The organism is Streptomyces sp. NPDC047982, from assembly GCF_043204165.1.
Lineage (GTDB): Bacteria > Actinomycetota > Actinomycetes > Streptomycetales > Streptomycetaceae > Streptomyces.
Genome location: NZ_JBIDBS010000005.1, coordinates 343561 through 366594 on the forward strand (window position 1 = coordinate 343561; position 23034 = coordinate 366594).

General features: G+C 73.4%; 20 protein-coding genes. 12 read left to right on the forward strand and 8 right to left on the reverse strand.

All coding sequences use genetic code 11. The annotated features are described in order from the left end of the window. The first annotated feature begins 22 nt into the window (after nt 1-22). The 3 genes from ACGF2V_RS08890 to ACGF2V_RS08900 all read left to right on the forward strand — a co-directional run bounded on the left by ACGF2V_RS08890 (nt 23) and on the right by ACGF2V_RS08900 (nt 2871). Nucleotides 23-649: a TetR/AcrR family transcriptional regulator gene (locus tag ACGF2V_RS08890; protein WP_362622325.1), complete on the forward strand. Its 627-nt coding sequence runs from the start codon at nt 23-25 to the stop codon at nt 647-649. Nucleotides 650-807: 158 nt separating this feature from the next. Then, nucleotides 808-2511, forward strand: a complete 1704-nt coding sequence (locus tag ACGF2V_RS08895; protein ID WP_362704830.1) for an acyl-CoA dehydrogenase family protein — start codon at nt 808-810, stop codon at nt 2509-2511. A gap of 60 nt (nt 2512-2571) precedes the next feature. Then, the gene (locus ACGF2V_RS08900) at nt 2572-2871 is read left to right on the forward strand and encodes a hypothetical protein (protein WP_392911344.1); all 300 of its coding nucleotides are present in this window, start codon (nt 2572-2574) and stop codon (nt 2869-2871) included. Between the two features lie 61 nt (nt 2872-2932). Here the strand turns inward: ACGF2V_RS08900 and ACGF2V_RS08905 are convergent, their stop codons facing one another. Next, the gene (locus ACGF2V_RS08905; protein ID WP_362622319.1) at nt 2933-3232 is read right to left on the reverse strand and encodes a DUF1876 domain-containing protein; all 300 of its coding nucleotides are present in this window, start codon (nt 3230-3232) and stop codon (nt 2933-2935) included. A 502-nt stretch (nt 3233-3734) separates the two neighbouring features. Here ACGF2V_RS08905 and ACGF2V_RS08910 point away from each other — a divergent pair. Further along, a complete protein-coding gene (locus ACGF2V_RS08910) occupies nt 3735-5279 on the forward strand; it encodes an exopolysaccharide biosynthesis polyprenyl glycosylphosphotransferase (RefSeq protein ID WP_362622503.1) in 1545 nt (514 codons plus the stop codon). A gap of 21 nt (nt 5280-5300) precedes the next feature. Here the strand turns inward: ACGF2V_RS08910 and ACGF2V_RS08915 are convergent, their stop codons facing one another. Then, on the reverse strand, nt 5301-6293 hold the full coding sequence (locus tag ACGF2V_RS08915) for a GDP-L-fucose synthase (RefSeq protein ID WP_362704833.1): 993 nt from the start codon (nt 6291-6293) through the stop codon (nt 5301-5303). 127 nt (nt 6294-6420) lie between these two features. Between ACGF2V_RS08915 and gmd the strand changes: the two genes are divergently transcribed. From gmd to ACGF2V_RS08935, 4 genes are all read left to right on the forward strand, one after another. Next, a complete protein-coding gene (gene gmd / locus ACGF2V_RS08920; protein ID WP_362622314.1) occupies nt 6421-7434 on the forward strand; it encodes a GDP-mannose 4,6-dehydratase in 1014 nt (337 codons plus the stop codon). Between the two features lie 184 nt (nt 7435-7618). Next, nucleotides 7619-9880, forward strand: coding sequence for a LamG domain-containing protein (locus tag ACGF2V_RS08925; RefSeq protein WP_362704836.1), 2262 nt, complete (start codon nt 7619-7621; stop codon nt 9878-9880). Continuing rightward, on the forward strand, nt 9880-10581 hold the full coding sequence (locus tag ACGF2V_RS08930) for a hypothetical protein (RefSeq protein WP_362704839.1): 702 nt from the start codon (nt 9880-9882) through the stop codon (nt 10579-10581). Before ACGF2V_RS08925 ends, ACGF2V_RS08930 begins: the two co-directional genes overlap by 1 nt. After that, the gene (locus tag ACGF2V_RS08935; RefSeq protein ID WP_362622305.1) at nt 10578-11405 is read left to right on the forward strand and encodes a glycosyltransferase family 2 protein; all 828 of its coding nucleotides are present in this window, start codon (nt 10578-10580) and stop codon (nt 11403-11405) included. The genes ACGF2V_RS08930 and ACGF2V_RS08935 overlap by 4 nt, the downstream gene beginning before the upstream one ends. Here ACGF2V_RS08935 and ACGF2V_RS08940 read toward each other — a convergent pair. After that, on the reverse strand, nt 11377-12567 hold the full coding sequence (locus tag ACGF2V_RS08940; protein ID WP_362704842.1) for a glycosyltransferase: 1191 nt from the start codon (nt 12565-12567) through the stop codon (nt 11377-11379). The genes ACGF2V_RS08935 and ACGF2V_RS08940 overlap by 29 nt on opposite strands. A 103-nt stretch (nt 12568-12670) precedes the next feature. Between ACGF2V_RS08940 and ACGF2V_RS08945 the strand changes: the two genes are divergently transcribed. Further along, entirely contained in the window at nt 12671-14173 is a 1503-nt protein-coding gene (locus ACGF2V_RS08945) for a hypothetical protein (RefSeq protein WP_362704845.1), read from the forward strand. Here the strand turns inward: ACGF2V_RS08945 and ACGF2V_RS08950 are convergent. Genes ACGF2V_RS08950 through ACGF2V_RS08960 form a run of 3 tightly spaced genes read right to left on the reverse strand, consistent with a single transcriptional unit; the run spans nt 14142 to nt 18333 of the window. Then, entirely contained in the window at nt 14142-15386 is a 1245-nt protein-coding gene (locus ACGF2V_RS08950) for a hypothetical protein (RefSeq protein WP_362622292.1), read from the reverse strand. The genes ACGF2V_RS08945 and ACGF2V_RS08950 overlap by 32 nt on opposite strands. Then, nucleotides 15383-17071: a lipopolysaccharide biosynthesis protein gene (locus ACGF2V_RS08955; RefSeq protein ID WP_362622290.1), complete on the reverse strand. Its 1689-nt coding sequence runs from the start codon at nt 17069-17071 to the stop codon at nt 15383-15385. Before ACGF2V_RS08955 ends, ACGF2V_RS08950 begins: the two co-directional genes overlap by 4 nt. Next, nucleotides 17068-18333, reverse strand: coding sequence for a glycosyltransferase (locus tag ACGF2V_RS08960; RefSeq protein WP_362704848.1), 1266 nt, complete (start codon nt 18331-18333; stop codon nt 17068-17070). The genes ACGF2V_RS08955 and ACGF2V_RS08960 overlap by 4 nt, the downstream gene beginning before the upstream one ends. Nucleotides 18334-18559: 226 nt before the next feature. Here ACGF2V_RS08960 and ACGF2V_RS08965 point away from each other — a divergent pair, with 226 nt between their 5' ends. After that, on the forward strand, nt 18560-19009 hold the full coding sequence (locus ACGF2V_RS08965) for an adenylyltransferase/cytidyltransferase family protein (protein WP_362622286.1): 450 nt from the start codon (nt 18560-18562) through the stop codon (nt 19007-19009). Here the strand turns inward: ACGF2V_RS08965 and ACGF2V_RS08970 are convergent. Then, nucleotides 18975-19712, reverse strand: coding sequence for a CDP-alcohol phosphatidyltransferase family protein (locus tag ACGF2V_RS08970; RefSeq protein WP_362704851.1), 738 nt, complete (start codon nt 19710-19712; stop codon nt 18975-18977). The genes ACGF2V_RS08965 and ACGF2V_RS08970 overlap by 35 nt on opposite strands. Before the next feature lie 159 nt (nt 19713-19871). Further along, complete coding sequence (locus tag ACGF2V_RS08975) at nt 19872-20567, reverse strand: ribonuclease H (RefSeq protein WP_362704854.1); 696 nt, start codon at nt 20565-20567, stop codon at nt 19872-19874. A gap of 549 nt (nt 20568-21116) precedes the next feature. Between ACGF2V_RS08975 and ACGF2V_RS08980 the strand changes: the two genes are divergently transcribed. Both ACGF2V_RS08980 and ACGF2V_RS08985 read left to right on the forward strand, forming a co-directional pair. Beyond that, on the forward strand, nt 21117-21788 hold the full coding sequence (locus ACGF2V_RS08980) for a sigma-70 family RNA polymerase sigma factor (protein WP_362704856.1): 672 nt from the start codon (nt 21117-21119) through the stop codon (nt 21786-21788). Next, nucleotides 21785-22867, forward strand: a complete 1083-nt coding sequence (locus ACGF2V_RS08985) for a CU044_5270 family protein (RefSeq protein ID WP_362704859.1) — start codon at nt 21785-21787, stop codon at nt 22865-22867. Before ACGF2V_RS08980 ends, ACGF2V_RS08985 begins: the two co-directional genes overlap by 4 nt. The last annotated feature ends 167 nt before the right edge of the window (nt 22868-23034 follow it).

Here is a 23034-nt window from a genome sequence, read left to right on the forward strand (position 1 = left end):
ATGAATCGAGGTTCAGAACATCGTGGCCTACCGACCCACCGCCCGCACGGAGGCGACCCGGCTCGCCCACCGCGAACGGCTGCTGGACGCGGCCCGCGAACTCCTGGCCGAGGGAGGCTACGCGGCGGCGAGCGTCTCCGCGCTCGCCGACCGGGCCGGCGTCGCCACCGGAAGCGTCTACAACCACTTCTCCTCCAAGCAGGAGCTGCTCGCCGCCGTCTTCCGCCATGTCGCCGGTCATGAGCTGAGCGCGGTGCGGGAGGCGGTGGGGGCCGCGACCGGGGCCGCCGAGCAGCTGCGGGCCCTGGTCGAGGTCTTCTCCCGTCGGGCGCTGCGCACCCCGCGCACGGCCTGGGCACTGCTCGCCGAGCCGGTCGACCCCCTCGTCGAACAGGAGCGTCTGGCCTATCGCCGCGACTACCACGCACTCGCCGAGTCGGTCGTCGCCGCCGCAGTGGCGTCGGGCGAACTGCCCGCGCAGAACGCGCGGCTGTCGGCCGCCGCCGTGATCGGGGCGGTCGGTGAGGCTCTGCTCGGTCCGCTGTCTCCGGTCGGTGAGCGGACCGATCCGGAGCCGGTCGTGGCGGGGATCACCGCGCTGTGCCTGCGCGCGGTCGGGGCCGCCGCCCCCCGACCGTGCGCCCGGTGACCGTTCGCCGCCGCCCCGCCCCTGCCCCGTACCGCCGGACCGACCGCTCGCCGAGCCGCCGCCCGGCATCAGGCCGTCCGATCCCGTACCACCGCACCCGTTCCCCGTCGGCCCGTCACCCTTCCCGCCCGTCCACCGACCCAGGACAGGAACCCGCGATGACCATCACACCGCAGTCGGCCGGACCCCGGCCCGAGGCGCCCGCCCCGCACCGCACCCACGAGGTCACCAACCAGGCGCCTCCCCGCACCGGCATCGACGAGTACGCCGCCAACCCACCGCTCGCCGAGGCCGTCCACGCCTTCGGCGCGGCCTGGCGGGAACCGGAGCTGCGCGAGATCGGCGCCCTGGTCGGTTCCGAGCGGTTCCGGGCGAACGCCGAGCTCGCCCACACCTCCCCGCCCGTGCTGCGCACCCACGACCGCTACGGCAACCGGGTGGACGAGGTCGACTTCCACCCCGCGTACCACGAGATCATCGGCGCGGCGGTGGGCCACGGCACGCACACGGCGGGCTGGGCCGACCCGAAGCCCGGGGCGGCGGTGGCGCGGGCGGCGGCGTTCATGCTGTTCGCCCAGGTCGAGCCCGGCCACGCCTGTCCGATCTCCATGTCCCATGCCGTGGTCCCGGTGCTGCGGCGCGATCCGGAGGTGGGGCGGGACTGGCTGCCGGGACTGCTGAGCCGTTCCTACGATCCCCGGCCGATCGCCCCCGCCGGCAAGTCCGGACTGACGTTCGGCATGGGGATGACGGAGAAGCAGGGCGGTTCCGACGTACGGGCCAACACCACCCGGGCCGTGCCGATCGCCTCCGACCCCGAGGGCCGGGCCCATCTGCTCACCGGCCACAAGTGGTTCTTCTCCGCCCCGCAGTCGGACGCCTTCCTGGTGCTGGCCCAGGCCCAGGCCGGGCTGACCTGCTTCCTCGTGCCGCGCGTGCTGGCCGACGGCACCCGTAACACCATCCGGATCCAGCGGCTCAAGAACAAGCTGGGCAACAGGTCGAACGCCTCCTCCGAGGTCGAGTTCGACGGCACCTGGGCGGTAAGGATCGGCGAACCCGGGCACGGGGTCCGCACCATCATCGAGATGGTCAACCACACCCGTCTCGACTGCGTGCTGGGCACCACCGCCGGGATGCGCGAGTCGGTGTCCGAGGCGATCTGGCACGCGCGGCACCGCAGCGCGTTCGGCGCCCGGCTGGCCGACCAGCCCGCCATGACCGCGGTCCTGGCGGACCTGGCGCTGGAGACGGAGGCCGCGACCTGGACCTCGCTGCGTCTGGCCCACGCGTACGAGGCCGACAGCGGCGAGTCCGAGGAGATGTTCCGGCGGCTGGCCACCGCGGTGTCCAAGTACTGGATCTGCAAGCGCGGCCCGCACCACGCCTATGAGGCGCTGGAGTGCCTGGGCGGCAACGGTTACACGGAGGACTGGCCGCTCGCCCGGCGCTACCGCGAGCAGCCGGTGATGGCCGTGTGGGAGGGCTCGGGCAATGTCGTCGCCCTCGACGTGCTGCGCGGCATCGGCCGCACCCCGCAGTCGCTGGACGCGTTCTGGGCCGAGCTGGAGACCACCTCCGGCGCCCATCCGGTGCTGGACGCGCACGTCCGGCGGCTGCGCCGGGAACTGGCGGACGATCTGCGCGATCCGCACGCCGCGCAGACCCGCGCCCGGGCGACGGTCGAGGGCATGGCCCTGGCGCTGCAGTCCTCGCTGATGCTGCGTCATGCCCCGGCGGCCGGCGCCGAGGCGTTCGTCGCCGCCCGGCTCGGGGAGGATCGCGGCCACCAGTACGGGGTGCTGCCGCGCGGCACCGACGCCGCGTCGATCGTCGAACGGCACTCCGGCGCCGCCGCGTGAATCCGCGCCCGGGCGGGCGGTGGCCCCGGGCGGCGACGAACGCCCCGGCGCTGGCACGCCATCCAGGTCGGCCGGGGATGGAGCGACCCGGAGTGGGCGGACGCCGAGGAACGCCAGCGCTCGCGCGGACTGCTCGACGCGCGCTCGGCCGTCACGGAGCGCGGCCGCGCCGAACGCGATCTGGTCGAGGACACCACCGACCGGCTGGCCGGCCGACTACTCGGCCCCCTCGCCGAGGCCACGGCGGACGCGCTGCTGGCCGCGCTGGAGGTGCCCGGCCGCCAGGTGCTCGCGTCGGGGCTGCTGCCGTTCCCGAACCGGATCGGTCTGCCCGCCTGCGACCGGGACGCATCCGGCTGAGCCCGGCCGGCGCGCGGGGACCGGGCTGCCGGGTGCGCACCGCCGCGCACCCGGCCGCGGCTCAGGCCGTGGTGTCGGACCAGGCGTACGGAGGCGCCACGGGTCCGCTCGCGGGTCCCGCGCCGACCGATTCCAGTTCCTCGTCGGCCACCTTCATGAGCTGGGCGGCGACGTCCTTCATGGCGCGGCTCGCCGCGAGCTCTTCGCCGATGGCGGGGATGTCCACGTCCTGCGGATTGCAGCGGGCGACCCCGTGCCCGACGAGTCTGTCCGAGCCGGTGTCCAGCACCGCCTCGGCCCTGGTCGTGCCGTCCTCCTCGGTCAGGCCGACACGGACGTTCCATTCCAGCGTGCGGGTCATCGCGCACCTCCTGCCGCCGCGCCCGGACCCGGGTCGCCGGACACGGCCCGGTCCTGCCGCCCCTCTCCTCAGCATCCACCCGTCCGGGTCCGTCCGCGCGCTCCGGTCCGTCCCGGCGCATTCCGTCCCACCCCGCGTATACGGGTGGTCCTCGCCCGGCGCATACCGGTGGGTCCTCGCCCCGCGCTCCAGCAAGGACGCCGCAGGCCCGCCGGGCGGTCTCCCGGGACCCACCGGTTGATGCGATCATGCAAGGGACCACGGACAGAGCCGCGCACCATCGGTCCCGATGTCCCCCACACGCGCACGGGTGCTCACGGAACCAGAGGTCCAGCACGGAACGGGACGAGTTCCGAGCCGGTGCGGATGTCCGAACTTCACCGCAACTCCAGCGAAATGGCATGTGTGTGGATATCGTGCACCGAGCGGGGGCGCATCCGTCAGTCCACAGGATCGGCGGATGCGCCCCGTTCATGACGATGCGACTGTGACTGGGGGGTTCATGGGGCACGTCGAGTTGTCCGATGCCGACCGATCGGGGTCCGCGGGAGCATGGGGGCCGCCTCGCCCGCGGACTGCCGCGCCCCGGCGGCGCGGCACGGAATGCGAGGGCCCGCGGCAGGCGGTGGCCGCCGCGCGCGGACGTCCTTCACCGGCCGCGGCGAGGGCGCGGCGGACCGGCCGCCGCGTGCCCGCCCTCGTCGGCGCCGAGCTTCTGGGACTCGGGATTCCGGCGTGGCTCGTGCTGCGCGCCGGCGCACAGCCCGGGGCCGTGGTGGCGGCGGCGGTGGCGGCGCTGGCGTGGAGCTGTGTGCGGGCCGCGCGCGGCCGGTACGCGGACGACCGTACCGGGGGGAGCGCTCGGCTCGCGCTGAGCACGGTCGCCGACTGGCTGCTCCTGGTCGGCGTGCTCGCCGTGCTGCGGACCACGACCGGCGGCACCATCGATGCCGTGACCGGTCTCGTGGCACTGCTGCCCGGCCTGCCTGTGGTCACGGCGATGCGGTGGCTGCCCCGTGCGGGGCGGCGTCGGCGGTCCGTGCGGCGCGTGCTCGTGGTCGGGGAGACCCCCGGGGTGGAGCGCGCGGTGCGGCTGCTCGGTTCCCGGGCCGGTCATCCCTACGCGGTCGTGGCCGCCGTACCGGTGGGTTCCGCGCCGCTGGAGTGCGGGGTGCGGGTGGCCGGGCGACTCGCCCCGGCGCCCGCCGGGGACGACGCGTCGACGGTCCTGGGCGCGGCCTTCGCCCATGACGCGGACCTGGCCCTGGTCGCCCCCGGTCCGCATCTGTCCGAGGAGCGGTTGGGCCGGCTCTTCTGGGGACTGCACGACGGCGGTCTCCCGCTGTCCGTGCTGTCGGAGCTGTCGGGCATCGCGGCCGAGCGGGTGCGGCCCGCCACCGCGGCCGGGCTGACCCTGCTGCACATCGCCCCGCCGCTGCGCCGGGGCCCGCAGATGGTCTTCAAGACCGCTGTGGACCGTGCGGGCGCGGCGCTCGGGCTGCTGCTCCTGGCGCCCGTGCTGCTTCTGATCGGAGCGGCGGTGCGCCTGGGCTCGGACGGTCCGGCGCTCCACCGGCAGATCCGCCAGGGGCTGCACAACCGCCCGTTCACGATGTGGAAGTTCCGCACGATGGTGGTGGACGCCGAACGCCACAAGCGTCTGCTGACGGCGGCCAACGACAGCGACGGCCCGATGTTCAAGATGCGGCGGGACCCACGGGTGACCGGAATCGGCCGTCTGTTGCGCCGCACGTCGCTCGACGAACTCCCGCAGCTGGTCAATGTGCTGCGGGGCGAGATGTCGCTGGTGGGCCCGCGCCCCCCGTTGCCGGACGAGGTGTCACGGTACGACGAGCGCGAATTGAGACGGTTGGCGGTCCGGCCGGGACTGACCGGGCTGTGGCAGGTCAGCGGGCGCTCGGACCTGTCCTGGCAGGAGACCGTCTCCCTGGACCTGTGGTACGTCGACAACTGGTCGCTGACCACCGATCTGGGGCTCATGGCCCGTACGCTGCGCGCCGTCACCGACGGGCGCGGGGCCTACTGAGGGCGGACGGGGATGGGCGGCTCACGGGACCACCGGCGGTGCGGCCGACCGCTCCAGCCACCAGGCGTACGTACCGGCGATGCCGTCGCGCAGCGGGATCCGCGGGGCGAATCCCAGGGCCGCGAGCCGGGTGACGTCGAGCAGCTTGCGCGGAGTTCCGTCGGGCTTCGAGGTGTCCCATTCGACGACTCCCCGATACTCCGTCACTTCTTTGACGAGGTCGGCGAGTTCACCGATGGACAGGTCCTCGCCGCAACCGATGTTCACGGGCTCCTCGCCGTCGTAGCGTTCCAGCAGCAGAAGACAGGCGGCGGCCAGGTCGTCGACGTGCAGGAATTCACGGCGGGGCCGCCCGGATCCCCAGAGCGTGACCGCGGGCGCACCGTCCCGTCGCGCCTCGTGGAACCGGCGGATCAGCGCGGGCAGGACGTGCGAGGTCTCCGGGTCGAAGTTGTCGCCGGGCCCGTAGAGGTTGGTGGGCATGGCGCTGATGTACGAGGCGCCGTACTGCCTGCGGTAGGAACGGGTCTGCACGACACCGGCGATCTTGGCCAGTGCGTACGCCTCGTTCGTCGGTTCCAACGGGCCCGTGAGCAGGGCGCTTTCGGGAATCGGCTGGGGGGCGAGCCGGGGGTAGATGCAGGACGAGCCGAGGAAGAGCAGCCGCTCGACCCCGGCGGCGTGCGCCCCGGCGATGACGCTCAGCTGGATGCGCAGGTTGTCCTCGAGGAACTGCACCGGGAAGGCGTCGTTGGCCATGATCCCCCCGACCCTGGCGGCGGCCAGCACCACGGCGTCCGGGCGCGCCTCGCGGAGGAACGCCCCGGTCCGCTCGGCGTCGCGCAGGTCGAGGAGGCCGCGGTCACGGGTGATCGCCTCGTGTCCGGCGGCGGTGAGACGGCGCACCACCGCCGAGCCGACCAGACCGCGGTGGCCCGCGACGAACACACGGGCGCCGGGGCGCAGCAGGGGACTGGTGGATCGCTGGGAAGGGCCGGGTAAATCAGTCGTCATGGCCCGGATTGTGTCAGCAGCGGCGGGACAGGGTGACGTCGTACCGCGGATCTCCGCTCGCGGAACGCGGGCGGGAAACATCGGGTGAGGACCAACAGCCCTTCGGGCAGGAGACATTGGGGGATTCATGGCGAAGACCGCACTCATCACGGGCGTGACGGGACAGGACGGCTCCTACCTGTCCGAGTTACTGCTCGACAAGGGGTACACGGTCCATGGGCTGATACGCCGGTCGTCGAGCTTCAACACGGAGCGGATCGATCACATCTACCAGGGCCCGGAGGAGCCGGACCGGTCGTTCGTGCTGCACCACGCCGACCTGGCCGACGGCGTCGCACTGGTGAACCTGCTGCGGGACATCCGCCCGGACGAGGTCTACAACCTGGGTGCGCAGTCGCATGTCCGGGTCTCGTTCGACGCCCCGCTCTACACCGGTGACATCACCGGTCTGGGCACCATGCGGCTGCTGGAGGCCGTACGCGCGAGCGGTGTCGACACCCGGATCTATCAGGCTTCGTCGTCCGAGATGTTCGGTGCCAGCCCGCCGCCGCAGAACGAGCGGACGCCGTTCCACCCGCGCAGCCCGTACGGCGTCGCGAAGGTCTACTCGTACTGGGCCACCGTCAACTACCGTGAGGCGTATGGCATGTTCGCGGTCAACGGGATCCTCTTCAACCACGAGTCCCCACGGCGCGGCGAGACCTTCGTGACCCGGAAGATCACCCGAGCGGTGGCCAGGATCAAGGCGGGTCTGCAGACCCGCCTGCACCTGGGCAATCTCGACGCCGTGCGCGACTGGGGCTACGCCCCCGAGTACGTGGACGCGATGTGGCGGATGCTGCAGCGCGACACCCCGGACGACTACGTGGTGGCGACCGGGGAGGGTGTCAGCGTCCGGCTGTTCCTGGAGCACGCCTTCGCGCACGCGGGTCTCGACTGGCGCGAGCACGTCCGCCACGACGCCAAGTACGAGCGGCCGAGCGAGGTCGACGCGCTGATCGGTGACGCCGCCAAGGCGGAGGAACTGCTCGGCTGGAAACCGGCCGTACGGGCGCGGGAACTCGCCGCGATCATGGTCGACGCCGACATCCGCCTGCTCGCCGACCAACTCGCCGGGACGGCCGTGCGGGTGGACCGATGAGCCGCCCGGTCCCCTCCCCGCGCCCCGCTGCCCGCCGTCCGGCGGAGCCCGGGCCGTCCGCCCGGCCCGGCCTCGCCCCCACCCACTCCCCCGCACCCGCGACGGGAGGGCCCTGCCCCGTCACGCCGCCGGGCGCGGGAATCGCGGCCCCCGGGCCGCGGACCGTTCTCACCTTCGGAGCTCAATGATGAACGCAACCACGGGGCGCGGACCCTCCGGACGCCGCCGCAGGGCGCGTGCCGCGGTCGGCGCGCTGTGCCTGCTGGCCGGAGCACTGACCGCCGCCGCGTCCGGGGCCTCCCCGATCTCTGCCCTGACACCGCCGGTCGCGCTGACGGCCGACGATCTCACCACCTGGCAGACCAACGGCATCGTCTGGTCGATGGCGGCGTCGGACGCCGGTGTCGTCTACGCCGGCGGCACCTTCTCCACCGTCCGGCCGCCGGGCGCGGCCGCGGGCACGTTGGAGCGGTCGGCGCTGAACTTCGCCGCGTTCGACGCCGCGACCGGTGAACCCACCGGCTGCACGCTGTCGTTCACGCTCTCGTCGGGGACGGCGACGGTACGGGCACTCGCGCTCTCCCCGGACCAGAAGACGCTGTACGTCGGCGGGCAGTTCGGGGCGGTGAGCGGGGTCGGGGTGAGCAACATCGCGGCGATCGACACGGCGACCTGCACCCCGCGCCAGGACTTCAAGGTGTCGGTCACCGCGACGGTGCGGGCCCTGGCCGTCACCTCGGACACGGTCTACCTGGGCGGCGACTTCAACAAGGTCGCGGGGCAGACCCGGAACAAGTTCGCCGCGGTCACCACGGGCGCCGCGCTCAAGCCGTGGAAGGCGAACGCGGACGACGTGGGCCGGGCCGTGGAGCCGACCCCCGACGGCAGGCGCGTCCTGCTCGGCGGAAACTTCTTCAAGGTCAACGGCACCACCTCGCACGCCCTGGCCGTGGTGGACGCCACCACCGGCGCCGTCGTCAAGGGCTACCCGGCCGGTTTCATCCCCGACACCTCGACCGTGCAGGACATCACCACCGACGCGACGGGCTTCTACACCGCCAACGAGGGCACCGGCAGGGGTGTCTTCGACGGCCGGATCGCGCTGAACCTCAGCGACTTCGCCCAGCGCTGGCGGGACACCTGTCTGGGGGCCACCCAGGCCGTTCTCGTCCACGAGGGCGTGCTGTACAGCGGGAGTCATGCCCACGACTGCGCCAGCATGGGCGGGTTCCCGGACCAGCCGCGCAAGCATCTGCTGGCCCAGTCCGTGAACGACCCGAAGCTGCTCCCCTGGTTCCCGGACACCAATGACGGCATCGGGGAGCCGGTCGGTCCGCGGGTGATGGCACAGACCGACAAGGGCGGACACCACTATCTGTGGGTGGGCGGCGAGTTCACCACGGTCAACGGGGTCCGCCAGCAGAGCCTGACCCGGTTTGCCGACGGCCCGGACACCGGGGCCCCGTGGGTGCCCAACGTCAGCCTGTCCACCGTCGCCCCGGGGAAGATCGAGGTCAACTGGCAGGCGAGCTTCGACGCCGACGACGGGGCGCTCACCTACCGGATCTACAAGGACGGCGCGACCACTCCGGTGCACACCACGACGGGGTACTCGCTGTTCTGGGACCGCCCGCAGCTGAGGTGGACCGACACGGACGTGGCCCCCGGCGAGACGCACTCCTACCGGATCAGCGCGAGCGACGGCACCCACACGAGTGCCAAGTCACCGGCCCTGTCGGCGACGGTGGCGTCCACCGCCCAGAAGTATCCGGCCAGGGTGCTCTCCGACGGCGCGTCGCTGTACTGGCGGTACGACGAGGGCACGTCGACCTTCGCCGCCGACACCGGCTCCGGGCGCAGCAACGGCTTCCTGCGCAACTCCCCCGCCTACCGGCAGACGCCCGCCGCGGTCGCCGGGCCCTCGACGGCGATCGGTTTCAACGGATCGAACCAGTACGCGTACAGCAACAAGCGCCACCCGCACCCGGCCCGGTTCTCCGTCGAGACCTGGATCAGAACGACGACCGCCAAGGGCGGGAGGATCATCGGCTTCGGCAACGTGACCATGCAGAACAGCACCCAGTTCGACAAGCACGTGTACATGCGCGACGACGGACGTCTCGTCTTCGGCGTCTACAACGGTGGGGCCAGGACCATCACCACGCCCGCCGCCTACAACAACGGCGCCTGGCACCACGTCGTCGCCACCCAGGGGACCGGCGGCATGGCCCTGTACGTGGACGGGAAGCTCCGCGCCTCCAACAGCTCGTACACCGTGAACCAGAACTACAGCGGCTACTGGCGCGTGGGCGGCGACAACCTGAACAACTGGCCGGGCAGGCCGACGAGCAACTTCTTCGCCGGGCAGGTCGACGAGACCGCCGTCTACCCGACCGCGCTGAGCGCCTCGACGGTCAGTGCCCACTACGCGCTGAGGACGGGCTGATGACACACCCGTTCCGTGCCGGCGCCGCCGCCGTCGTCCTGGCGGCGGCGCTGGTCGCCTGCGGCTCGTCCTCCTCCGAGCGGGAGACGGCGGACGCGACCGCCGGAGCGTCGGCGTCCCCGGCTCCAGGCCGGGGCGGCCCGGTGGCAGGTCCCGCCGCCACCGCGTCCCAGCCGCCCGCGCCCGCGCCGGACAAGGGGCGGCCGAGGCTGCCGACCGCCGAACTGACCCCGGCCACCGGCTCGTTCACCGAGAAGGAGAAGGAGTACCTGACCGACCGGGTGCCCCGGGGCATGGACCCGGCGGCCGTGCTCCAGACCGGCCAGGAGACCTGCGACCGGCTGACGTTCCTGGTGAAGGCCGACCGGGACACCGCGGTCGGCGCCCTCCTGACCGGCGAGATCGCGGACGCGGAACCGGCCGTCGAGCACCTGTGCGTCCGCCACCGCGATCTGCTGCGAGAAGCCGCGCGCGGATACGCGGACGGCACGCACGAGGACGACGGACTCCGGCCGGGCCGCTACCGGGGCGTCTCCCCCACCGACTCCTGCGCCTGGCGGGTCACCGGGGCCGGCGGCACGGTCCTGGCGTCGGGTTCCACCACCGCCGGGAATCCGGCCCGGATCACCGTCCCGAAGACGGCCCGCGCCTTCACCTCCACCGGCTGTTACGCCTGGCTGCCCGAAGGAGGGGCCGGATGAAGAAGCTGCCGATCGCCGTGGCGATCCCCACGAAGAACGAGGCACTCAACGTCGCCGAGGCCGTGCGGTCGGTCATCGACCACTTCGAGGCGGTGGTCGTCGTCGACTCGCACAGCACCGACGACACGGCGAAGATCGCCGCCGAGAGCGGCGCCGAAGTGATCGCGTACACGTGGGACGGCGGCCATCCGCGCAAGAAGCAGTGGTGTCTGGACCATGTCCGCACGGACCTCGACTGGATCCTGCTGCTCGACGGCGACGAGCGGATCAGCCCCGGCCTGCTGGCCGAACTGCGGCGGGAGTTCGCCGATCCCGGGGCGCCGAGACCGGCGGCCTACGACATCCCGTTGGGCTACTGGTTCTCCGGGAAGCGGCTGCGGCACGGCTACACCATCCGCAAGCGCTCACTGACCGACCGCACCCGCTGCCATTACCCGGAGGTCGGGGACCTCGACGCACCGGGCATCGGCGAGGTGGAGGGCCACTACCAGCCGGTCGCGGAATCGGTCGGGGCGCTGCGCCATCCGATCGAGCACCAGGATCTCGACCCGGTCACCGCCTGGTTCGAGCGGCACAACCGCTATTCCGACTGGGAGGCGTGGCTGGAGCACCACCCCGACGTCAAGGAGCAGGTGCGCAGGGTGAAGTCGCGCCAGGGACAGTTGTTCCACAAGGCGCCGTTCAAGCCGCTGGTGTCCTTCGCGTACATGTACGTGTACCGGCGGGGGTTCCTGGACGGACGGGCGGGGTTCGACTTCGCGCTGGCGATGAGCTTCTACCGCTGGCAGATCGGCCTCAAGTCCCGGGAGAAAAGGGCGACCTGACGGCGCGTCCCCTTCGGCGGACCACGTCCTCGTAGGTCCGTCGAAGGGTACGGGTCACCGCCTCGATGGTGAAGTGCTCGTCGACCAGTCGCCGGGCGGCCCGGCCGGCCCGTTCACCGGCCCCGGGCTCGAGGAGTTCCAGGATCGCGCCCGCGACCTTCGACGCGTTCTCCGCGTCCTCGCCGACCCGGCTGTCGATCACCCGGCCGGCCCCGGCCCGTGCCACATCGGGGCCGAGGCCGCAGGTTCGGGTGATGACGACGGGGGTGCCCACCGACATCGCCTCCAGGACGGAGACGCCCAACGGCTCCTCGATCGAGGGCAGCACGTACACGTCGGCCCGCCGGTCCGCCGCCAGGACCTCGTCGTGGTCGAGCGGTCCGACATGGTCGAGGGAGCCCGTCACCCCGAGCTCGCGGGCGAGTTCGAGGGTCTCGGGCAGGGCGCCGGTGTCGGGCCCGGCCAGCACGAACCGGGCGTCCGGATGGACGGCCAGGACCTCCGGCATGGCGGCGACGAAGTCGCGCGGCCGTTTGCGCTGCTGGATCCGCGCCAGGAACAGGACCGTCGGCGGACGGCCCGGCTCGCGGGCGGGCTTGTGCTCCTGCGGCCGGACGCCGTTGACCAGCCGCACGGTCCGGGTCAGCGCCGCGGGCGCGGCGACCGCGTTCACGTCGAGGCGTTCCGACTCCGTGAGGTGGAGCACCGCGTCCGCCCGGCGCAGGACCCTGCGCACCCCCAGCAGGTCGGTCAGCCGGGCGACCCGGTTCTCGGTCGGGTCGACCATGCCGTGCGTCTGCACGACCAGAGGGGTGCCGGACGAAAGCGCCAGCAGGGCGACGGGCAGGGTCACCAGGTCGCGCATCAGATGCACGTGGACGAGGTCGGCGCCGCGCATCATGCGGTGGGCGGCGAGCAGCAGCGCTCCGGAGGTGATCCCGCTGACCTCGTACCGCGGCAGCACATGGCGGGCCCGGAAGAGGTGGACCGGCACGCCCTCGACCTCGCGCGGCAGCCGGCCCGTGAAGCCGTCGGCCAGGGCCATGACGCGCGCGTCGTCGCCCCCGGCCCGCTGGGTCTTCGAGAGGTTGAGCGCCACCCTGGTCGGCCCGCCGAAGGCGTGGTCCGGGGTGTGCAGTGTGACGACGTGCAGAATCCTCACCAGGGCCCCCTCGACCTCGGCCGACCCGTCACAGGTTAGCCGCCCGACTTCCCAACTGGGTTGTTTCGTTAGAGTGTTCACAGGTCGGTGGAACGGGGAGCCCATGACGTCCGTGCGCGAGACGGCGCCGTCCGCACCCGTACGGGAAGGCGGCCCGCCGGACCGGCCGTGGGCGAGGCCCATGTCGTGGGCGATGCTGTCGCGCGCCCTGGCCGTCCCGCTGATCCTCGCCCTGGTGTGCTTCCTTCCGGCGGTGATCGCCGCGCAGCCGGGCAGCGGTGTCCGGGACACCGCGTACTGGCTGCAGCTCGTGCTGACGTGTTACGCGGGTGCCCGGCTCGCCACCATGATCCTGTCCACCCGGCGGCGGCTGCTGCAGGGCGTGTTCTGGATGTTCGTGTACATCGCGATGGGCGTGGCGCCGTTCGCGCAGGCGGTGATCGGGCAGACTCCCACACCCCTGGTCGGCCCGCGCTCCGATCTGGTGACGGCCGTCGCACTGGTCCTGGTCGGCTGCGCGGCGTTCGACCTCGGCGCACTGCTGGCGTCCCGGCGTCCGCTGCGCGAGCGGGCCGCGGGGCGTCCCGGCCGGCATCCGGCCTCCGCGCACCGGGTACGGCGCGGACTGTTGGTGCTGTTGGCCTTCGTGGCGAGCGGCTACTACGTCGTGAAGGTGGGCGGGCCCGGGATCTTCTTCACCAGCAGGCAGGAGATCAGCGCGTCGGTCGCGGTCAGCGGGGTCGGCTCCGAGGGTTCCCAGGTGGGGTCGGCGTTCCTCAAGGGCTTCGGGACGGTGCCCGCCCTGCTCGCGCTGCTCCTGTACACCCGTCTGCTGGTGACCTCGCGCCGGGCCCGGCGCTCCCCGTCGGCGGTGCTGGTGTGGGGGGCGCTGACGGTCCTCAATGTGGTCGTCAACAACCCTGTTTCCAATGCCCGTTACTGGTTCCTGACGGTGCTGGTCTCGTTGTTGTTCACCGCGTTCCCGAGGAGCGCGGCGATGTACCGGTCGGTGCTGGCCGTGGGGGTGGTCGGGGCGCTGGTGCTGTTCCCGTACGCGGACCGGTTCCGTTACGGCGGCGCGGGATACCGGCCGGTCGAGTCGTCGTCGGTGTTCGAACCGCTGACCACCAAGGACTACGACCAGACGGTGATGGTCGCCAACACCGTCACCTGGGTCGGCACCCGGGGGCACAGCTACGGGCGTCAACTGGCGGGCTCCGCGCTGTTCTTCGTGCCCCGGTCGGTGTGGAGCGGCAAACCGGAGGACACGGGGGTGCGGGTCGGTCAATGGATGGGGATGAACATGACCAACCTGTCGGCGCCGCTGTGGGCCGAGCTGTGGGTCGATTTCGGCGCCCCGGGCATGGCCGGGGCGTTCGCGCTGATCGGGTACGCCGCCGCGCGCACCGACCGGCGTTACGCGCGTGCGGTCTCCCGGGCCGGGCCCGGCAGTGTGACGGCCGTCGTCGTGCCGTTGGTCGCCGGGTACACGTTCATCCTGCTGCGCGGCCCGTTGCTGCAGGCCATGGGCAAACCGGCGATCGCGGTGCTCTGTCTGCTGCTGGTCGCCGGCGTCAGGAGCCGGGGCGGGCGGCGCTCGCACTGACGGGCTGCGCCGACGAGTCGGATCGGCGCCGCAGTCGCGCCACCCCGGTCCAGGTGGCCGCCGCCTTGCAGGCGGATCCCAGGCACAGGCCCCAGGCCGCGCCCGGTATCCCGCCGAGCACGTATCCGCCGGTGAGGAACGCGACGGCCACGAGCGAGAACACCACCTGGACGGGGAGGGTGGCGCCGGGATCGAGCGTCCGCAGGGCCAGCAGCCCGCAGGTGCCGACGGCCATCGCGGCGTACTGGCTGCCGGTCGCCGGGAGCAGCGCCGCCGCCGCGGGCCAGGTGTCGCCGAGCAGCCCCCGGCCGGTCTCTTCGGGCAGCAGGGCGAGCGCGGTGGCCCAGAGCACGGCCGTCGCGGCCAGCACGACGGCGAGCGCCGCCGTGGCACGGACCCGGTGACGTGCGGAGGGGAGCCGGCCGAGCAGGGGCGGGCCGAAACCGGTGGCGGAGGTGAACAGCACGTTCAGCGGCCCGAAGAGCGTGGTCGCGCCGCGCAGGGCGCCGACGACCAGCGGTTCGCCGACCGCGCCGAGCCCGAGCACGGAAAGCTGGCTCGTGGCGTTGCCCACCCCGAACTCCACCACGAAGCGCCGCCCGAGATGGCCGCGCCGCAGCAGGTCCCGGGGCCGCAGTAAGGTTCCGGCCGTCCTGCGGTGCAGCAGCACGGCCGAGAACAGCAGGGCGGGCAGTGCGGACAGACCCCAGACCAGGACGAGCCGGGCGGCCGGGGCACCGGGCGGCTGTACGGCCAGCGCGCCGAGCGCACCGGCCAGTCTGAGGGTGTCGCCCGCGAGCGCGAGATGCGGCAGGTGCAGGGTGGAGAAGGCGTAGCGCGTGGCGTCCTGCCCGAGCACCACCGGCAGGACCAGCCCCAGCACCGCAAGGGCCCGGGAGGTGGCCCCGGGCAGCGCCAGGCAGACGGCGGCGAGCGGGAGGCCGAGCGCGGCGGCGGCGAGCAGGGTGAAGGCGAGGGCCGACCGGCACGCGCCGCGCACGTCGTCGGCCCCGCCGCGGCGCAGCACCAGCGGCTGCCCGGTGTGCGCGCCGGACACGCCCAGCAACACCGTGAAGACGAGGTAGACCGCGGAGAAGCGGGCGAACTCGGCCGCGGTGGAGAGTCGGGCGGCCACCACCAGGACGAGGATGTTGGTGAGCGCCGCCACACCCTGGTCCGCGATCGAGCAGGCGATCGCGGTGCGTGCCCTCATCCGCGCCCCGCGGTGGGGTCGACGGCGCGCAGTCCGAGCGTCTCGGCCGGGTCGCCGGTGTACTCGGGACCGCCGTGCCGCTCGCCCCGGCCCGGTGGGGTGATGCCGGACCGTTCGGCCGTCGTGCGGCGCCCGGCGTCCTTCTCGCGGGCCCGGCGGTCGTGCCGGCCCCGGGAGGGGTGCAGCAGGGCGCCGAGGACGGTGCCGCCGGCCGCTTCGACGATCTCGCGGATCCGTTCCAGGTCGCTGCGGTGGGCCTCTCGCGCATCGCAGACCGCCAGGACGCCCGGCACCCGGTCGATCAGGGCGACGGCGTCGGCATACGAGAGCACGGGCGGGGCCGACACGATGACGACGGCGCCCGGCCGGTCCGCCTCGTCGGCGATCCGGCCCACCGGTACGGAGGTCAGGGCGCGCGCCACGTTGTCCGTGCGCCGGCCAGCCACCAGGGTGAAGGCTCCCGACCCGGGCACGTCCACGTTCATCCGGCTGTCCGACGGCCACGGAAGCGGGCCCCGAGTCATCCGGCCGGTCCCCGGGGCCCGCACGGCCTGGCCCAGGTCCGCGGCCAGGGAGGGGGTGCGCAGATCGGCTTCGAGCAGGATGACGTCCCGGCCCATCTCGGCGAACGCGGCGGCCAGGTTGGCCGAGGCGGCCGCCGCCGCCCCGCCGTTCCCGCGCGGTGCCGTGACCAGGAGTCTGCGGCGCTGGGCGAACGAGGGATCGTAGGCGAGCCGGAAGGCGACCGCCCGGTACTCCTCGGCGAGGCGGCTGCCGCCGCGGCCGACGGCGAGCACGGTGCCCGACGACGCCCGTTCCCTGGGCAGGGTGCCGAGCAGGGGGGCGCCGAGCGAACGGACGAGTTCCCGGGTGGAGCGCACGGCCGGGTCGAAGACCAGACGCACCCAGGACAGCAGCAGTCCGAGGGCGAGCCCGACGACACCACCGAGTCCCAGCAGCAGGGGCAGCCCGGCGCCGCTGGGACCGGTCGGCTCGGCGGGCTTCTTCGTCAGATAACCGGGGGTGGTGTCCAGGGCGCGCAACTCGGAGATCTTCCGGTTGAGTTCGGAGATCGTCACCAGGAGTCCGGCCCGGGCGTTGGCCGCCTCGCCGCTGGCACCGGCCTGCCCGGCCAACTGGTCACGCTGCTCGGTGAGCGGTTCGAGCTGGGCGCGGTAGCCGTCGACCATGTTGGCGATGCTGTTCTCGGTGCGCTGCCGTCGGATCTCCAGGTAGGCGTCGGCGAGCGCCTGGGCCCGTGCCCGGGCCAGGGCGGGGGTGCCGCCGGTGTAGGCGAAGCGGAGGACGAGGGTGTTCGGCGGGTTGGTGACCTGGAGGCCCTTCAGCAGCGGCGCGACCTCGACCGGGTCGCCGCTCCGGGCGAGGGTCTTGGCGGCCAGCGTGCCCACGGTGTCGCTGACCGCGGTCTGCCGTTCGGAGCCGATGTTGATCCCCTTGTCGGCGGAGGCGCCCGCCGCGAAGGGGTCCGAGGTGGCGGAGCGCACGACCACCTCGCCGGTCGAGGTGTAGCTCTTCTCGCCGCTCAGGGCGAGCCAGCCGCCGCCGATCAGTCCGACGGCCACCCCGGTGGCGAGCAGCGCCCGGTAGCGCAGGAGCTGACGGAACTGGTCCCTCAGCAGCGCGGGTTCGTCCTGGTCCTCCAGGGCGCGGATCGGGTGGGTCATCGGTGCTCTCTCCCTTGTGCGTCGGCGAGGGCCTCGGTGAGCAGGGCGTCGAAGCGCTCCAGGGCGGCCTCCCGGCCCAGGTGCCGGGCGACGTACAGCGGTCCGTTGGCGCCGAGGGTGGCCGCCTCGGCGGGTGCCTCGACGAGTTTGCGTACGGCCGACAGCAGCGCGCCGGGGTCCTCGGGGGCGACGAGGACGCCCGCCCCGGACCGCTCGATCTCCTGGGCGGTGCCTCCCCCGTCGGCGACCGAGGCGACGACCGGGCGGCCGGAGACGAAGTAGGAGGTGAGCTTGGACGGGACGCTCATGTCGAGCACGGACGCCCGCTGGGTCACGGCCAGTACGTCGGCCGCCGCGAGGACGTCGGTGAACTCGCGGGCGTCGGCGGGCGGCAGGAAGTCGAGGTTGCGCAGGCCCGCCGCGCGCCCGCGCAGCGCCTCGCGCCGACTCCCGTCGCCCATGAGTACGACGCGGACGTCCGGGGCGAGGCGTGCCGCGTCGACGAGGACCTCCAGGCCCTGTTTGAGCCCCATGTTGCCGGAGTGCAGGATCACGGGGACGCCCTCGTCCCAGCCGAGCCGCGCCCGGGTGGCCCTGCGGTCGGCCGTGGGCGCCGGTACGTGCGACCAGTTGGGGACGACGCGGATGCGGCCGGTGTCGACGCCGTACCCGGCGACACGCGGGACGAAGCTCTCGTGGATGACCCCGACGAGGGCGGCGCCGCGCAGCACATGGCGTTCGGCCGCCGAGGCGACGGCCGCCGCCCGGCCTCCGCCCCTGATCCCGCTCTGCTCGGCCGCGGCCCCCATCAGGTCCTGCACGACCGGCAGGTACGGGACGCGGTGGCGTCGGGCCAGCCTGGCCCCGAGGACACCGCCCGCGAGGCTGGGCATCTGGGAGACCACCGCGTCCGGCGGACGCGGAACGGGCGGCGGCAGCAGGCCGTGGGCGAGCACGGTCGCCTCGAACATACCTCTGCGAAGGGCGGTCTGACGGGGCGGCACATAGTGTCTGCGCCGGTGGATGGTGACCCCGGCCCGTCGCTCGGTGACCCGCCACACGCCACGGTAGTCGTCCTCGGTGCGCCACGACGGGTAGTGCGGCATCCCGGTCAGCACATGGGTCTCGGCGCCGGACGCGGCCCAGTGCTCGGCGAGCTGCGCGGCGTAGGGGCCGATGCCCGTCGTCTCCGGCGCGTAGTTCGTCGAGACGACCAGCAGGGTGCGCCCCTCCAGCGGATGGTGACGGTCGGCTTCGGACATGGTTGTTCGCCTTCCCCCCGGAACACTCTGTCGCCCCTGGGGAGCAGTCCCCCTGCGGAACAGCCCCACAAGCGAGCTTATCTGTTCACGAGAAGCACAACTGGTCTGCGCAGTAAGGTCGTTGCACCACCAGCACCGAGTACCGGAATCCTGCGGCACCGGACGGCTCGTCCAAAGGACCACCGCGGGAACGGGGCATCGCGTTCACCGTGGGGGGAGAGAACGGATGGTGTACAGGGTCGGCTACGCACCGGGGGTCTACGACCTCTTCCACATAGGGCACCTCAACGTCCTGCGGCATGCCCGTGACCACTGCGACTACCTCGTCGCAGGCGTCGTTTCGGACGAGATGGCCGAGCTCGCGAAGGGCCATGCGCCGGTGATCCCGCTGCCGGAACGGCTGGAGATCGTGCGCAGCGTCCGTCACGTGGACGCCGCGTTCGTCGAGACCGTGCCCGACAAGCTCGAGACCTGGCAACAGGTCAGGTTCGACGTGATCTTCAAGGGGGACGACTGGCGGGACACGGAACGGGGCAGACGGCTGGAGCGCGACTTCGCCGAGGTCGGCGTCGACGTCGTCTACTTCCCGTACACCGTGCACACGTCCAGCACCCAGCTGCGCCGGGTGCTGGACAGGCTGGTCAGTCCGGAGTCCGGAACGCTCTCAGCTCCCTGAACCACTTGACGAGGAACAGCACCAGGAACAGCGCGTGCGCGGCGGCGAGCACCGCGTAGCCGAGGCGGAACGCGGCCGGGTCGCCCAGCAGCAGGAACAGCAGGCAGAACACCCCGTAGTCGGCGGGCAGCAGCGCCACGGCCCGCGCCCGGGAGACCCGGACCGGGGCGCCGCCGCCCTCCGTGGATCCGCCCAGCGCCGCCGCCCTGCCCAGTTGTTCGCGCAGCAGCCCGGCGCAGAAGGTCAGCACGGCGGCGAACAGGAAGCCGAGCGGCAGGAGCAGCCATCTCTCGGACGGCAGCTCGAAGAACCGCCGGAAGGAGATCAGCACCGCGGTGTGCGCCAGGATCATCTTGGCGCAGTCCACGACATGGTCCAGCCACTCGCCGTCCGGGCCGCCCCGCCCGGTCAGTCTGGCCAGCTGGCCGTCGGCCGAGTCGAGCGCGAAGCCGGTCACGAGCCCCGCGCAGACCGCGACCGCCAGCCCCCAGGACGGCCGCACGAGCGCCACCGAGGCCAGGGAAGCGAAGGTGAACAGGGCGCTGAGGAGCGTGACGTGATTGGGTGTCAGTCCGACGCGGTACGCGGCTGCCGCGAACAGCCGTCCCAGCGGCCTGTTCACATGCCGCGAGTACAGCGACACCCCCTTGGCCGTCTTCTGCGCACCGCGCAGCTCGCGCAGGACCGTGCGCGTGCCTCCCATACGCCCCCCAGCGTGTCCGTGCCGAGACCCGCGGAGCACCGTGGGCACCGCCGCATCATGGCACGCGGGGCGCCCTTCGCGCGGGGACTCGACGGCACCGGCCGGCGCCCGCGCCCGGGGTTCCGCGCCGGGCGTGCCCACCCCCGTCGCGAACGGCGTTCAGGAGGACACGGTGCGGCACTCCGGGTGGCCCCAGCCGTTCGGGGACTTGGCGATCATCTCCTGTGCCGCGTACGGCTTGCCGCAGTGGCACCGGCCGGCGTACCTGGCCCGGATGGTGCCGCCGGACCGCCCGGAGCGGGACGCGCCGGCCGCTTTCCCCGCCGGGGCGCGCCCGCTGCGCCCCTGGGTCGCCCGCGAGGCGGCGGGGGTCGGGAACCCGGTGGCACCGTGCGTCGTGCCGTCCGGCCGCTGGGTCGCCGCGGCCTCGCTCGCCGCCTGGTCGGCGAGGGCGTTCAGCGGGTCGCCGCCCACGCGGTGCGCAGCGACGTGGACGAACCTCACCGACCGGTCCTGGAGCAGGGCGTCGATGCGGACCACCAGCTCGCGGTTGGCCACCGGCTTGCCCGCCGACGTCTTCCAGCCGTTGCGTTTCCATCCCGCGAGCCATCTGGTCACCGCGTTCATCGCGTACTGCGAGTCCATTCGTACCTCGATGGCCGCGGACGGGTCAGTGGACTCCAACAGCTCCCGCAGCGCGGTGAGTTCGGCGACGTTGTTGGTGGCGGTCCCCAACGGGCCCGCTTCCCAGCGTCGCGGCCGTCCCTGCGCGTCGGCCACGACCCACGCCCAGGCCGCAGGTCCCGGATTCCCCTTCGACGCGCCGTCACACGCGGCGATGATGCTCTCGTTCATCCCTCGATCATGCCAGCGCCCGACCGTCCTTCCGGCACACAGGGGCGGCGGCGTCCGCCCGCCCCAGCGGTGGTGCCCGTTCCGGATCCTGATGCCGCGGCTCGTGCCGGGTTGCGGCGCGGGGATGGCGAGCAGCAAAAGCCGGCGGGGGCCGAAGAGCGCGCCGTGCACGAGCGCGCGAACGCGAGTCCCGCCGCGGCGACGAACAGCAGACCGATCGCGGTGAACCACCCGCGGAGGGCGGACAGCGGTCGGTTCATGCGAGGCTCAGCACCTTTCGGCGGGAGACGGGCCCGCGACAGCGGCGACCGCGCTCAGCGCGACCATCGCGCCGGGCGTGGCCCGGTGCAGGCGAACTCCCCGACGAGGCCGGGTCGGGCAGGTGTGGCTGCGGGCTCGGCCGGGCACGCCGCCACGGGGTCGGTGGGTGCGGTGGGCGTCGACGGCGGCCTGGGTCACACCGGGGATGAGCGGCCCTGCGGCCCATGTGTGGCGCAGGTCACCGGAACGACCGCAACGGAAGTGGCAGAGCAGAGTGTGGAAACACTCATGAGGAATCGCCTCCGCCGCGGGGACCGCGACGCCCTGGGAGAGCTGTACGACGAGCACGCCCAGGTGCTGTACCGCTATGCCCTGCGGGTGACGGGCGACTGGGCGCAGGCCGAGGACGTCGTCTCGGTGACCTTTCTGGAGGCGTGGCGCAGCCGGGAGGGGCTGCGCCCCGAAGGAGACGGCCTGAGACCGTGGCTGCTGGGCATCGCGACCAACGTCATGCGGCGCGACGCACGCGCGCGGCGTCGTCGTGACATCGCGCTCGCCCGGATCCCGGAGCGCGGCTCGGTGCCGGACTTCGTGGACGATCTCGTCGCGCACCTCGCGGACACCGAGCAGTTGCGTGCCGCGCACACCGCGCTGGCCCGGCTGCGCCCCCGCGACCGGGAGGTCTTCACCCTCGTCGTGTGGGCCGGGCTGGACTACGAGTCGGCGGCCGAGGCGCTCGGCGTGCCGGTGGGCACCGTCCGGTCGCGCCTGTCCCGCGCCCGTGCCCGGCTGCGCGAGCTGACCGACGCCGAGGCCAGCTCCGCCCGTGCGCGGACATTACGGGGCATCACCGGGCGGCTCCGCACGCGCAGGACCGGACCTCCCTCCCCCGTCCCCGACCGTCCCTCGCCGGACCGCCTTTCCACGGCCCGCCCTCTGACTCAGGAGAAGCTCGGATGAACACCGCCCCCCGGCGTCCTACGGACCACCGGTCCGAGGAAACCGAACACCCGGACCTCACCGGCCTCTTGGCCCCTCCCCCGGTCCCCGGCATGACCCGGGACCGGGAACTGCTGTTGCGGGAGGCGCTGTTGGGCGACGCGGCCCGCAACCGCGTCCCCGGTGGTGCGTGCGCCCGGTCCGCGCGCTCGCGTCGGCATCTGGTCCGGTTCGCGCTACCGGCGCTCGCCTGCGCCCTGGCGGCCGTCGGCGTCGTGGCGGTGGACCCGCCGGAACGCGGCGCCGCACCGGTCGCCGGACGGCACACCGCCGCGCCCGAGGCGGCCCGTCTCCTCGACCGGGTCGCCCTCGCCGCCGCCCGAACGCAGCGGCCCGCGGTCCGCGCCGATCAGTTCGTGTACGTCGAGAGCAGGGTGGCGTACGCCGCGCAGAGCGCCGGCGGCGGACCGGTGTCGATGCCTCCGGCGCACCGGCGGCAGGTGTGGTCGTCCGCCGACGGCCGCCGCGCCGGTCTGCTGCGCGAGGAGGGCGGGCCCGACACCCGGCTCGGCACCGACGCGCCGCGCCGCGGTCTCGACGGCCGGGGCGCGACACCCGGACCCGGCGCTTCGCGCACGGCCGGTCCGTCGGTCACCGAGCCCACCCACCGGTTCGTCGCGTCGCTGCCCGTGGACCCGGACGCCCTGCTGGAGCTGATCCGGGACGAGACCCGGGGGCAGGGCCGGGACCCGGACCAGCGGGCGTTCACCGCGATCGGCGAGCTGCTGGCCGAGACCTGGGCGCCGCCCGCGGTGGAGGCGGCCCTGTACCGGGCCGCCGCACGAATCCCCGGTGTCACGGTGGTCCGGACGGTGGCCGACGCGGCGGGGCGCGAGGGCGTCGCCGTCGCGCGCACGGCGTACGGGCGGCAGACGCAGTGGATCTTCGACCGGACGACGTACGCGTTCCTCGGCGAGCGCACGGTGCTCGCCGAGGCCGGGGACGCGGGCCCGGCCGGGACCGTCGTCGGCACCTCCGCGGTCCTCGTCAGGGCCGCCGTCGACCGCGCGGGCGAGCTCCCCGCGCGGCGGACGACGTAAGGCCCGGGCGCCGGGCGTCCTTCTCGCAGAAGAGGATCGTGGAGCCGGGGAGCTCCCGGTCAGCGGTCTCGGGCGCCCATGTCTCACGGTGCCGTTCCTCTGCCGCGGTGAAGCACGTGCCGCCGTCCTTCGCGAACGGCGCGCCGCCCGCGGGTCGTGGCGGCGCG

Bases quoted from the DNA above. Each gene is read 5' to 3' on its own strand.
- ACGF2V_RS08895 (WP_362704830.1), top strand. From the start codon at position 808: ATGACCATCACACCGCAGTCGGCCGGACCCCGGCCCGAGGCGCCCGCC.
- ACGF2V_RS08905 (WP_362622319.1), bottom strand. From the start codon at position 3,232: ATGACCCGCACGCTGGAATGGAACGTCCGTGTCGGCCTGACCGAGGAG.
- ACGF2V_RS08910 (WP_362622503.1), top strand. From the start codon at position 3,735: ATGGGGCACGTCGAGTTGTCCGATGCCGACCGATCGGGGTCCGCGGGA.
- ACGF2V_RS08915 (WP_362704833.1), bottom strand. From the start codon at position 6,293: ATGACGACTGATTTACCCGGCCCTTCCCAGCGATCCACCAGTCCCCTG.
- gmd (WP_362622314.1), top strand. From the start codon at position 6,421: ATGGCGAAGACCGCACTCATCACGGGCGTGACGGGACAGGACGGCTCC.
- ACGF2V_RS08925 (WP_362704836.1), top strand. From the start codon at position 7,619: ATGATGAACGCAACCACGGGGCGCGGACCCTCCGGACGCCGCCGCAGG.
- ACGF2V_RS08930 (WP_362704839.1), top strand. From the start codon at position 9,880: ATGACACACCCGTTCCGTGCCGGCGCCGCCGCCGTCGTCCTGGCGGCG.
- ACGF2V_RS08935 (WP_362622305.1), top strand. From the start codon at position 10,578: ATGAAGAAGCTGCCGATCGCCGTGGCGATCCCCACGAAGAACGAGGCA.
- ACGF2V_RS08945 (WP_362704845.1), top strand. From the start codon at position 12,671: ATGACGTCCGTGCGCGAGACGGCGCCGTCCGCACCCGTACGGGAAGGC.
- ACGF2V_RS08950 (WP_362622292.1), bottom strand. From the start codon at position 15,386: ATGAGGGCACGCACCGCGATCGCCTGCTCGATCGCGGACCAGGGTGTG.
- ACGF2V_RS08955 (WP_362622290.1), bottom strand. From the start codon at position 17,071: ATGACCCACCCGATCCGCGCCCTGGAGGACCAGGACGAACCCGCGCTG.
- ACGF2V_RS08960 (WP_362704848.1), bottom strand. From the start codon at position 18,333: ATGTCCGAAGCCGACCGTCACCATCCGCTGGAGGGGCGCACCCTGCTG.
- ACGF2V_RS08965 (WP_362622286.1), top strand. From the start codon at position 18,560: ATGGTGTACAGGGTCGGCTACGCACCGGGGGTCTACGACCTCTTCCAC.
- ACGF2V_RS08970 (WP_362704851.1), bottom strand. From the start codon at position 19,712: ATGGGAGGCACGCGCACGGTCCTGCGCGAGCTGCGCGGTGCGCAGAAG.
- ACGF2V_RS08975 (WP_362704854.1), bottom strand. From the start codon at position 20,567: ATGAACGAGAGCATCATCGCCGCGTGTGACGGCGCGTCGAAGGGGAAT.
- ACGF2V_RS08980 (WP_362704856.1), top strand. From the start codon at position 21,117: ATGAGGAATCGCCTCCGCCGCGGGGACCGCGACGCCCTGGGAGAGCTG.
- ACGF2V_RS08985 (WP_362704859.1), top strand. From the start codon at position 21,785: ATGAACACCGCCCCCCGGCGTCCTACGGACCACCGGTCCGAGGAAACC.